This is a genomic window from Paenibacillus sp. (assembly GCF_035645235.1).
GTDB lineage: Bacteria > Bacillota > Bacilli > Paenibacillales > YIM-B00363 > Paenibacillus_AE.
In genome coordinates, this window is record NZ_DASQMZ010000032.1 from 1 (window position 1) to 10400 (window position 10400).

The window sequence follows — 10400 nt, forward strand, 5'->3', positions numbered from 1 at the left end:
TCTGTTATGTATTGGATTACAGTTTAACGCCGCCTAACTGGAAAGTCAATCCATCCCGTAAATAACAAAAAACGTCCCGGAGTCTGTTCGACTTCCGGGACGTTCGACGTCGTTCGATTAGCGCTTCGAGAACTGCGGAGCGCGACGAGCGGCTTTCAAGCCGTATTTCTTCCGTTCCTTCATCCGCGGGTCGCGTGTCAGGAAGCCTGCGCGCTTCAACGGGGAGCGGAATTCCGGGTCTGCCTTCAGCAGCGCGCGGGAGATGCCGTGGCGGATCGCGCCGGCTTGACCGGAGATGCCGCCGCCGTGCGCCAAGACGATAACGTCGTACTTACCGACGGTTTCCGTCAACGCGAGCGGTTGCTTCACGATGAGCTTCAGCGTCTCGAGACCGAAGTACTCGTCGAGCTGACGCGAGTTGATGACGATGTTGCCGTCGCCCGGTACCAAGCGTACGCGAGCTACGGAATGCTTCCGACGTCCTGTGCCATAGTATTGGAACTGTGCCATGTTGTCGAACTCCTCCTATTACCCGCGTAATTCGTACGGTTGCGGATTTTGTGCCGCATGCGGATGCTCGCTGCCGGCGTATACTTTCAACTTCGTGTACAACTTGTCACCGAGCTTGTTCTTAGGCAGCATGCCCTTGACCGCGATCTCGATCATGCGCTCCGGCTTCGTCTGCACCATAACGTGCGCCGGCGTTACCTTCAGACCGCCCATGTAACCGGAATGACGGTAGTAGTTCTTCTGCTGCCACTTCTTCCCCGTGAGCTGAACCTTCTCCGCGTTGATGACGACGACGAAGTCGCCCGTATCGACGTGAGGGGTGAATTCCGGCTTATGCTTGCCGCGAATCAAGCTCGCGACTTCACTTGCCAAGCGACCGAGCGTCTTGCCGTCTGCATCGACGAGATGCCACTTGCGCTCGACTTCGTTAGGCTTGGCCATATACGTAGTCCGCATTAGGAAAATCCTCCATTCATGTGATTGCTTCAAAGCAGTTGTGGTCTATGATGGTGTCAATTTGCCGTTGTGAGGCAAAGCCATATTCGAATTCGGATGTTGCAATGTTGCATAACTTGCGTTGCATTGGTTGGCTTTAATGGAAGTGCCTTGCCGGGGCCGTGGGAAAGCTGACAAAGCAAAGCCAAACAATATATTACAACATATCCTGGCGTTTAGCAAGTCGCATTTTCACGCATCATATCTCGTAGTCAACGCTCCAGAGCGATAAGCCGTGCGGCTTGGCCGTCGGACCGGCAGACGCGCGATCCTTCGCCTGCAGAATGCGGGGAATGTCGGCTGCGCCGAGCTTCCCTTCGCCGACCGCAAGCAGCGTTCCGGCCATAATGCGCACCATATTGTATAGAAACCCGTTGCCGGTGAAAAACAATCGTATGCGTCCGACGCCGGGCGCCGTCTCCATGCCTTCTACGTCCGCTTGCAAGAGGCGCGCTTCGTAGATGGTTCGCACCTTCGACTCGCTCTCCGCGCGGACGGAGCAGAACGACGTGAAGTCGTGCTCCCCCTCCAAGCAGCGGATCGCCTCCCGCATCGCAGGTACGTCGAGCGGTCCCGGGTGATGGTATTCCGTACGGCGTTGCATCGGGTCCGGATATCGGTTCCCGTTAATCGTGTAACAGTACGTCTTCCGCTTCGATGATTTCCGCGCATGGAACGAAGGCGGCGCTTCCTCGGCCGCCCAGACGGCGATATCGCGCGGCAGCCTCGCGTTGAGCGCCTGACACCACCGATCGATCGGGAGCCGCGAAGACGTCTCGAAGTTGACGACCTGCGCGCGCGCATGCACGCCGGCATCCGTTCGCCCCGAGCCGTGGACGGCTACGGTCTCCCCGGTCAGGGAGGCGATCGCTTCGATCAAGGCGCCTTGGATCGAAGGTACGCCAGGCTGCACTTGGAACCCATGATAATCGGTCCCGTCGTAACAAATCGTCGCGCGAATGTTTCGCATCTGCTTCCTTCACCGCCGTATTGGATCATACGTACAAAAAAAGGGCTAGGGGGAATCCGAGATTCCGACCGCCCTTCCTTCGTGTATAAGCTTTACGCTTCGGCGCGATCCACCAATTCCAAATAAACCATCGGAGCGGCGTCGCCGCGGCGAGGTCCCAACTTCAGGATGCGCGTGTACCCGCCTTGACGCTCTGCGTAACGAGGCGCGAGATCGGAGAAGAGCTTCTGGATCGCGTCTTTCCCTTCTTGCGCTTCTTCGCGGCGTACGAAAGCAGCCACTTGACGGCGAGCGTGGAGATCTCCGCGCTTCGCGAGCGTGATCAGCTTCTCTGCGATCGAGCGGATTTCCTTCGCTTTCGCTTCCGTCGTTTGAATCCGTTCGTAGATGAACAAATCGGTCACCAAGTCCCGGAACAACGCTTTGCGCGCGCTGGAATCGCGGCCCAACTTTTGATATGCGGTCATGGATATGTCCCTCCCTTACGCTGTTATCTCTGCGTTCGTATTTTCCGTGCGGAGGGCGAGAATGGCCGCTCTTAGTCTTCCTTGCGGAGACCGAGACCGAGCTCTTCCAGCTTCTCCTGCACTTCTTCCAAGGATTTGCGCCCGAGATTGCGGACCTTCATCATATCTTCTTCCGTCTTCGTGATCAACTCTTGCACCGTGTTGATGCCGGCGCGCTTCAAGCAGTTGTACGAGCGTACGGAGAGATCGAGTTCTTCGATCGTCATCTCGAGTACTTTTTCCTTTTTGTCTTCTTCCTTTTCGACCATGATCTCGGCGTCTTTCGCTTCGTCGGTCAACCCGACGAACAGCATCAGATGCTCCGTCAAGATTTTCGCGCCCAAGCTTACGGCTTCTTCAGGGCGGATACTGCCATCAGTCCAAACTTCGAGTGTCAGCTTGTCATAGTTAGTCACTTGACCGACGCGGGTATTTTCCACACTGTAGTTGACGCGGGTAATGGGCGTATAGATCGAATCTACCGGAATGACGCCGATCGGTTGATCCTCACGCTTGTTCTTGTCCGCGGACTGATAACCGCGTCCGCGCTGCGCATGAATGCGCATATGCAGCCGCGCGTCGGAGGACAAGGTGGCGATGTGAAGATCCGGGTTCAAGATCTCAACGTCGCTGTCGGCGCGAATGTCTCCCGCCGTCACGACGCCGTCTCCCTCGGCGTCGATCTCGAGCACTTTCTCTTCGTCCGAATGGATTTTGAGCGAGAGACCCTTCAAGTTGAGAATGATCTCTGTTACGTCCTCCATGACTCCCGGTACCGTAGAGAATTCGTGCAGCACGCCGTCGATTTGAACGCTTGTCACCGCGGCCCCAGGCAGCGACGACAACAGGATCCGGCGCAGCGAATTGCCGAGCGTCGTCCCGTAGCCCCGCTCGAGCGGCTCTACAACGAAACGGCCGTAGGAGCCGTCCTCACTGACTTGTACGGTTTCGATCTTCGGCTTTTCGATTTCGATCATCGATCAATACCCTCCTTAAACGTCGCTTAGCTCAAATCAAGAATGAGAAATTTCATAGTATGCCTATCCTCCACATCCACTATTCCCATGTATCGGATAAATATACTACAAACGTGAGCATTGATTATACGCGACGACGTTTCGGCGGACGGCAACCGTTGTGCGGGATCGGAGTCACGTCTTTAATCAGATTCACTTCAAGCCCTGCGGCTTGCAGCGAACGGATCGCGGCTTCGCGTCCTGCGCCCGGTCCTTTGACCATGACTTCTACGCTTTTCAAACCGTGTTCCATCGCGGCTTTCGCAGCGGTTTCCGCGGCCATCTGAGCGGCGAACGGCGTGCTCTTGCGGGAGCCCTTGAAGCCGAGGCCGCCGGAGCTTGCCCAGGAGATCGCATTGCCGTGCGGGTCCGTGATCGTAACGATCGTGTTGTTGAACGTGGAACGAATGTGCGCGACGCCAGACTCGATATTTTTCCGGTCGCGGCGTTTCGTGCGCACTGCCTTCTTGGCTGGTTTTGCCATTGGTCGTTATCCCCCCTTCTTATTTCTTCTTGTTGGCTACAGTCCGACGAGGACCTTTGCGCGTACGAGCGTTCGTCTTCGTGCGTTGACCGCGAACCGGCAAACCGCGACGATGACGAAGACCGCGATAGGAACCGATCTCGATCAAGCGCTTGATGTTCAGGGCGACTTCGCGGCGAAGATCGCCTTCCACCTTCAGGTTCTTGTCGATTTGGTCGCGCAGACGGCTGACTTCGTCTTCCGTCAAGTCTCTTACCCGCGTGTTCGGGTTGATGCCCGTTGCGGCAAGAATTTGTTGCGCCGTCGTTTTACCGATGCCGTAAATATACTGCAGGGAAATTTCGACGCGCTTGTCGCGGGGCAAGTCTACACCAGCTATACGTGCCATAGATTAGACGCGCACCTCCTTTTTAGCCTTGTTTTTGTTTATGTTTCGGGTTTTCGCAGATCACCATCACGTTGCCTTTGCGACGGATCACTTTGCATTTTTCGCAAATTGGTTTGACCGACGGTCTTACTTTCACTGAGAACCCCTCCTAATCCCTAGTTACGGAGGCGAATCATTTGCGGTACGTAATTCGCCCTCTCGTCAAATCGTACGGCGAAAGTTGAATCACGACCTTGTCTCCCGTCAAGATTCGAATAAAGTGCATGCGCAATTTACCCGAAACATGAGCAAGAATTTGATGCCCGTTCTCCAACTCGACGCGAAACATGGCGTTCGGCAACGGTTCGATTACCGTGCCTTCGACTTCAATCACATCTTCCTTAGCCATTCGATGTCTCCTTTCCGCTCTCTTCGGCCGTCATGCCTTCCGCGAATTTCAGAAGCGCGTAACGGATCTTCCCGTTCGTGACTCTGCCGGTCTCTTGAATGCTGCTGGCAACCTCCGAGCTGATGAAATCGGTAATCTCGAGGTGCAGCACGTTTTTCTTCTTGGGGGCGTCGAATTTCCGCTTGTCGCCGTCCGCGATCAAGACCGTGCGGCTGTCGACGAAACCGACGACGACCGCGTACTGCTCTTGATCCCTGCCGCGAAGCGTCCGCACGACCGTCCCAAGCTTCGGTTCCTTCGTTGCAACCACGCGCATCACCACTTAATTAACATTTCGTCAGGATCTCGTACCCGTCGTCCGTGATCGCGATCGTATGCTCGAAGTGCGCGCATAGCGAACCGTCCACCGTCACGACCGTCCAATTGTCCGACAACGTTCTGACGTACCGTTCGCCGACGTTGACCATCGGTTCGATCGCTAGCGTCATACCCGGTTTGAGCCGGGGCCCCCGATCCGGCATGCCATAGTTCGGAATTTGCGGTTCTTCGTGCAATTCCGTCCCGATGCCGTGACCGACGTACTCCCGAACGATCGAGAAGCCTGCGTCTTCCACAACCTTCTGTATCGCATGAGAGATGGTGAACAACCTTGCGTTCGGTTTCGCTTCCGCGAGGCCCGCGTAGAGCGACGCTTCCGTCACTTGCAGCAGCTTCGCCGCCGTATCGGAGATCGTTCCGACGGCGTATGTCCAGGCGGAATCGCCGTGGTACCCGCCGAACTTCGCGCCGACGTCGATGGAGATGATATCCCCGTCTTGCAGCACGCATTGCTTGCTCGGGATGCCGTGCACGAGTTGTTCGTTCACCGAAGCGCAGATGCTTCCAGGAAAGTCGTTATAGCCTTTGAAAGATGGCACAGCCTTCTGGCTGCGGATATACCGATCGGCGATGCCGTCGAGCTCCGCCGTCGTCACGCCCGGCCGGATCGCCTGAGCGAGCAAACGGTGGGTCTCCGCCACGATGCGCCCCGCTTCACGCAGTACCTCGAGTTCCGCCTGGGACTTACAAACGATCATTCAGTCCTGGCCTCGCAACAGGCTGCGGAGTTCCGCGGTCACTTCATCGATGTCCCGCTCGCCGTTCAACTCCCGAAGCAAGCCTTTCGCTTCGTAGTAGGCGAGGAGCGGCGCCGTCTTGTTCGTATATTCGTCCAGGCGGGTGCCGACTTTCTCTTCCGTGTCGTCGGAGCGCTGATACAGCTCGCCGCCGCACTTATCGCACACGCCGGCCTTCGCCGGCGGATTGAAGAGCTCGTGATACGTCGCTCCGCAGGAGCGGCAGATCCGGCGGCCCGTCAATCGAGCGAGAAGCAGGCTGCGATCGACCTTCAAGTTGACGACATGATCGATCTGGGTTCCCAACGACTTCAAGATCTCGTCGAGCGCCTCCGCCTGGGAGATCGTTCGCGGGAAACCGTCGAGCATGAAGCCCGCTTTGCAATCGTCTTGCTGCAGACGCTCGCGCACGATGCCGATCGTCACTTCGTCCGGTACGAGTAAGCCCGCATCGACGTATTCCTTCGCCTTCACCCCGAGCGGCGTACCCTGCTTCATTGCGGCGCGGAACGCGTCGCCCGTCGAGATGTGCGGAATCGAAAATTCCGCGACGATTCTTTCTGCCTGCGTGCCCTTGCCCGCGCCGGGAGGGCCCATGAGAATCAAGTTCATTGACGCGCCTCTTTTCTCTTACCGGTTAATGAAGCCCTTGTAGTGGCGCTTGATCAACTGGCTTTCGATTTGCTTCATCGTCTCGAGCGCGACGCCGACGACGATGAGCAAGCTCGTTCCGCCGACCGTTACCGTATTCGGAAGCCCTGCCAGGTTGCCGAAGAATACCGGCAAGATCGAGACGAGGGCGAGGAAGATGGCGCCGGACAGCGTGATGCGAGAGATGACTTTCGTCAAATAATTCGACGTCGTGATCCCCGGACGGATGCCTGGGATGTAACCGCCGTTCTTCTTCATATTATCGGCCATCTGCACCGGGTTAATCTGCACGAACGTGTAGAAGAAGGTGAAGCCGATAATAAGAAGGATGTACAACACCATGCCGAGCGGCGCCGTGTAGTACGTATTCGCGATGATCCAATCCGCGACCGCGTTGCCCGTGAAGAAGCTGGCGATCGTGTAAGGGAACAGCAGCAGCGACAGCGCGAAGATGACCGGGATGACGCCCGCCGCATTGACCTTAAGCGGGATATGCGTGGACTGTCCGCCGTACATCTTCCGGCCGACGACGCGTTTCGCGTATTGAACCGGAATTTTCCGAATGCCCTGCTGGACGAAAATGACGCCGACGATAATCGCTACGACGACCAGCACGATCAGGACGACCTTCAGAATGTTGAGGAACAGCGCGCTGTCCGCCGCATTCAAGAAGAGGGTCTGATAAATCTGCTGGATGATCGTAGGAATCGCGGCGATGATCCCGGCGAAGATCAAGATCGAGATCCCGTTGCCGATCCCCTTCTCGGTAATCTGCTCGCCGAGCCACATCAGGAACGCCGTACCGGCCGTCAGAACGATCGCGATAAGCGTAAATGTCGCGAAGCTGACGTCGATGACGAGTCCCGGGAACAGATTGTTGAAGCCGATCGACATGCTGTACGCCTGGAACAGACCAAGAACAATCGTACCGTACCGCGTAATCTGGGCGAGTTTCCGTCTGCCGACTTCGCCTTCTTTCGCCCACTGCGTGAAACGCGGGACGACGTCCATAGAAAGCAGCTGCACGATGATGGAAGCCGTGATGTACGGCATGATCCCCATCGCAAAGATCGAAAACTGGAACAACGCGCCGCCGGAGAACGTGTTCATGAGGCCGAACACGCCCTGCGACTGCACGTCAGCCGCCGTCAACGCATCGAGATTGATGTTCGGCACCGGGATGAACGCCCCGAGCCGATAGATGATCAAGATCCCGAGCGTGAATAAAATTCGGTTCCGCAGCTCGGCGACTTTCCAAATGTTCTGTACCGTCGTCAGCATTAGATCACCTCGGCATTGCCGCCCGCAGCGGTAATTTTCTCAACCGCAGATTTCGAGAACTTGTTGGCTTTCACCGAAAGCTTCACGGTCAGTTCGCCGTCGCCGAGAACTTTGATGCCGGCCAGCGGGTTCTTGATGATACCGGAGTTGATCAAGATCTCCGGCGTCACTTCCGTGCCGTCTGCAAAGTTGTTCAGCTGCTCAAGGTTCACAATCGCGTACTCCTTGCGGAACGGGTTGTTGAAACCGCGCTTCGGCAATCGACGGTACAACGGGTTCTGACCGCCTTCGAAACCAGGGCGTACGCCGCCGCCGGAACGTGCGTTCTGACCTTTGTGACCTCGCGTCGACGTTTTGCCCATGCCGCTGCCGACGCCGCGGCCAACGCGCTTGCGCGTTTGACGCGAACCCGGTGCCGGTTGCAGTTCGTGGATTTTCATCGTCGCACCTCCTTCGTATAGTTCCGTTGCCCAACCTCTTCGAATTTCTTCGACGAGGAATCTTTTTTATTCCACTTCTTTTACATCTACCAAGTGTATCACTTTATTGACCATTCCGCGAATGGCCGGATTGTCGTTCTGCACGACGGACTGGTGCATCTTGCGGAGGCCCAGTGTCCGGACCGTAACGCGTTGGTCTTCCGGGCGACCGATCAAGCTGCGCTTGAGGGTGATTTGCAATTTCGCCACGAACGTCCCCTCCTCGTTATCGTAGTAGCTCCTCGACCGTCTTGCCGCGAAGCTTCGCCACATCTTCGGCGCGCTTCAAGCGGGAAAGACCTTCGAGCGTAGCGTTGACCATGTTCATCGAGTTGGACGAGCCAAGCGATTTCGTCAGGATGTCGCCGACGCCTGCAAGCTCGAGCACCGCGCGAACCGGACCGCCGGCGATCACGCCGGTACCTTCGGAAGCGGGCTTCAGAAGCACTTGGCCTGCGCCGAACTTACCCACAACGAGGTGCGGGATCGTCGTGCCGACGAGCGGGAGTTTAATAAGATTTTTCTTCGCGTCTTCGATGCCTTTGCGAATCGCGTCCGGCACTTCCGCCGCTTTGCCGATTCCGGCGCCGACATGACCTTGACCGTCGCCGACGACGACCAGCGCGCTGAAGCTGAACCGGCGTCCGCCTTTAACGACTTTCGCGACGCGGTTGATCGTAACGACTTTCTCCGTCAATTCGCCTACTGTATTCGGATCAATGCGCAAGCATAACCCTCCTTGTTTGTGAGATTAGAAATCCAATCCGGCTTCGCGAGCCGCGTCCGCGAGCGCCTGGATCCGGCCGTGGTACAAGTACCCGCCGCGATCGAATACGACGTTCTTCAGACCTGCCGCTTGTGCCTTCTTCGCGATCGCTTCGCCGACCTTGCGAGCGGCTTCCACGTTGCCTCCGTTGCCTACGCCTTCCAAATCCTTATCGAGCGTCGAGGCTGCGGCGAGCGTTACGCCTTTCACGTCGTCGATGATTTGCGCGTAGATGTGCTTCGAAGAGCGGAATACGTTCAGTCTAGGGCGCTCCGCCGTACCGGTGATTTTCTTCCGAACGCGGAAATGGCGCACTTTACGAGTTTTATTCTTATCGCCTTTCGTAATCATGAGCTATCTTTCACTCCTCTCATGCTTGTTCCTTGCCGCTACGCGGCGCTTACGCTATTACTTCTTCTTGCCGCCCGCTTTACCCTCTTTGCGGATAATGCGTTCGCCTTCGTATTTGATCCCTTTGCCTTTGTACGGCTCAGGCTCGCGTACTGCGCGTACTTTCGCCGCGTATGCGCCGACAAGCTCCTTGTCGATGCCGCGAACGATAATCCGGTTTTGCGCCGGAACTTCGAACTCCACGCCTTCCGGAGCGATCTCGACCGGGTGGGAGTAGCCTACGTTCAGGACAAGCTTATCGCCTGTCTTGTTCGCGCGGTAACCTACGCCTACCAGCTCGAGCGTCTTCGCGTATCCGTCCGTTACGCCAGTGATCATGTTCGCGATCACGCTGCGCGTCGTGCCGTGAAGGGAACGATGCAGCTTGTGATCGGAAGGGCGTTCTACGAGAATCTCGTTTTCCGCCACGTTGATTTTCATATCTTTATGCAGTTCGCGGGACAGCGTGCCTTTCGGCCCTTTCACCGTAATCGTACGGTTGTCGAGGGTGACCGTTACGCCGTTCGGAACCGCAATCGGTTTGCGTCCAATACGGGACATCTTGCGTTGCACCTCCGTTTCTTGTGTTGCTGAATTACCACACGTAGCAGACGACTTCTCCGCCGCTCTTCGATTGACGAGCCGCTTTATCCGTCATCAAGCCTTTGGATGTCGAGATGATCGCGATACCCAAACCGCCCAAGACGCGAGGAAGCTCGTTGGACTTTGCGTAGACGCGAAGGCCCGGCTTGCTGATGCGCTTCAGACCGGTAATAACGCGCTCGTTATTCTGGCCGTATTTCAAGAACAGGCGGATGATCCCCTGTTTGTTGTCGTTAACGTATTCCGCGTCGCGCACGAAACCCTCTTGCTTCAAGATTTCGGCGATTTCGCGCTTGATCTTGGATGCCGGGATTTCGACCGTCTCGTGACGGACCGTGTTCGCGTTGCGAATGCGTGT

Annotated in this window: 19 protein-coding genes; all 19 read right to left on the reverse strand. The window is 56.7% G+C overall.

Annotated features, from left to right (window positions below):
* Positions 1-117 precede the first annotated feature (117 nt).
* A complete protein-coding gene (rpsI, locus tag VEZ38_RS03150; RefSeq protein ID WP_324891883.1) occupies positions 118-510 on the reverse strand; it encodes a 30S ribosomal protein S9 in 393 nt (130 codons plus the stop codon).
* An 18-nt stretch (positions 511-528) separates the two neighbouring features.
* Entirely contained in the window at positions 529-966 is a 438-nt protein-coding gene (gene rplM, locus VEZ38_RS03155) for a 50S ribosomal protein L13 (RefSeq protein ID WP_324891885.1), read from the reverse strand.
* A 238-nt stretch (positions 967-1204) separates the two neighbouring features.
* The gene (truA, locus tag VEZ38_RS03160) at positions 1205-1975 is read right to left on the reverse strand and encodes a tRNA pseudouridine(38-40) synthase TruA (protein ID WP_324891887.1); all 771 of its coding nucleotides are present in this window, start codon (positions 1973-1975) and stop codon (positions 1205-1207) included.
* A 92-nt stretch (positions 1976-2067) separates the two neighbouring features.
* The gene (gene rplQ, locus VEZ38_RS03165) at positions 2068-2442 is read right to left on the reverse strand and encodes a 50S ribosomal protein L17 (RefSeq protein WP_242739291.1); all 375 of its coding nucleotides are present in this window, start codon (positions 2440-2442) and stop codon (positions 2068-2070) included.
* A gap of 71 nt (positions 2443-2513) precedes the next feature.
* Positions 2514-3458 carry a DNA-directed RNA polymerase subunit alpha gene (locus tag VEZ38_RS03170; RefSeq protein ID WP_324891891.1) on the reverse strand — a complete coding sequence of 315 codons (945 nt, stop codon included), beginning with the start codon at positions 3456-3458 and terminating at the stop codon, positions 2514-2516.
* A gap of 124 nt (positions 3459-3582) precedes the next feature.
* Positions 3583-3981 carry a 30S ribosomal protein S11 gene (gene rpsK, locus VEZ38_RS03175; protein WP_138198233.1) on the reverse strand — a complete coding sequence of 133 codons (399 nt, stop codon included), beginning with the start codon at positions 3979-3981 and terminating at the stop codon, positions 3583-3585.
* 19 nt (positions 3982-4000) lie between these two features.
* Positions 4001-4369: a 30S ribosomal protein S13 gene (gene rpsM / locus VEZ38_RS03180; protein WP_324891895.1), complete on the reverse strand. Its 369-nt coding sequence runs from the start codon at positions 4367-4369 to the stop codon at positions 4001-4003.
* A 22-nt stretch (positions 4370-4391) separates the two neighbouring features.
* Complete coding sequence (gene rpmJ, locus VEZ38_RS03185; protein WP_003333770.1) at positions 4392-4505, reverse strand: 50S ribosomal protein L36; 114 nt, start codon at positions 4503-4505, stop codon at positions 4392-4394.
* A gap of 36 nt (positions 4506-4541) precedes the next feature.
* Positions 4542-4757 carry a translation initiation factor IF-1 gene (gene infA, locus VEZ38_RS03190; protein WP_015253312.1) on the reverse strand — a complete coding sequence of 72 codons (216 nt, stop codon included), beginning with the start codon at positions 4755-4757 and terminating at the stop codon, positions 4542-4544.
* Positions 4750-5073 (reverse strand): KOW domain-containing RNA-binding protein, encoded by a 324-nt coding sequence (locus tag VEZ38_RS03195; RefSeq protein ID WP_138198249.1) that lies wholly within the window; start codon positions 5071-5073, stop codon positions 4750-4752. The genes infA and VEZ38_RS03195 overlap by 8 nt, the downstream gene beginning before the upstream one ends.
* 10 nt (positions 5074-5083) lie before the next feature.
* A complete protein-coding gene (map, locus tag VEZ38_RS03200; RefSeq protein ID WP_324891901.1) occupies positions 5084-5833 on the reverse strand; it encodes a type I methionyl aminopeptidase in 750 nt (249 codons plus the stop codon).
* Positions 5834-6484 carry an adenylate kinase gene (locus VEZ38_RS03205; RefSeq protein ID WP_324891903.1) on the reverse strand — a complete coding sequence of 217 codons (651 nt, stop codon included), beginning with the start codon at positions 6482-6484 and terminating at the stop codon, positions 5834-5836.
* Positions 6485-6502: 18 nt separating this feature from the next.
* Positions 6503-7804 (reverse strand): preprotein translocase subunit SecY, encoded by a 1302-nt coding sequence (secY, locus tag VEZ38_RS03210; RefSeq protein ID WP_324891905.1) that lies wholly within the window; start codon positions 7802-7804, stop codon positions 6503-6505.
* Complete coding sequence (gene rplO / locus VEZ38_RS03215) at positions 7804-8244, reverse strand: 50S ribosomal protein L15 (protein WP_138198228.1); 441 nt, start codon at positions 8242-8244, stop codon at positions 7804-7806. Before rplO ends, secY begins: the two co-directional genes overlap by 1 nt.
* A gap of 66 nt (positions 8245-8310) precedes the next feature.
* Entirely contained in the window at positions 8311-8493 is a 183-nt protein-coding gene (gene rpmD / locus VEZ38_RS03220) for a 50S ribosomal protein L30 (protein WP_238392727.1), read from the reverse strand.
* Between the two features lie 16 nt (positions 8494-8509).
* On the reverse strand, positions 8510-9010 hold the full coding sequence (gene rpsE / locus VEZ38_RS03225; protein ID WP_324891908.1) for a 30S ribosomal protein S5: 501 nt from the start codon (positions 9008-9010) through the stop codon (positions 8510-8512).
* A 24-nt stretch (positions 9011-9034) separates the two neighbouring features.
* A complete protein-coding gene (gene rplR, locus VEZ38_RS03230; protein ID WP_324891910.1) occupies positions 9035-9400 on the reverse strand; it encodes a 50S ribosomal protein L18 in 366 nt (121 codons plus the stop codon).
* A gap of 57 nt (positions 9401-9457) precedes the next feature.
* Entirely contained in the window at positions 9458-10000 is a 543-nt protein-coding gene (rplF, locus tag VEZ38_RS03235) for a 50S ribosomal protein L6 (protein WP_324891911.1), read from the reverse strand.
* A 34-nt stretch (positions 10001-10034) separates the two neighbouring features.
* Positions 10035-10400 (reverse strand): 30S ribosomal protein S8 (gene rpsH / locus VEZ38_RS03240; RefSeq protein ID WP_324891913.1); only part of this gene is annotated, 366 nt, incomplete at its 5' end.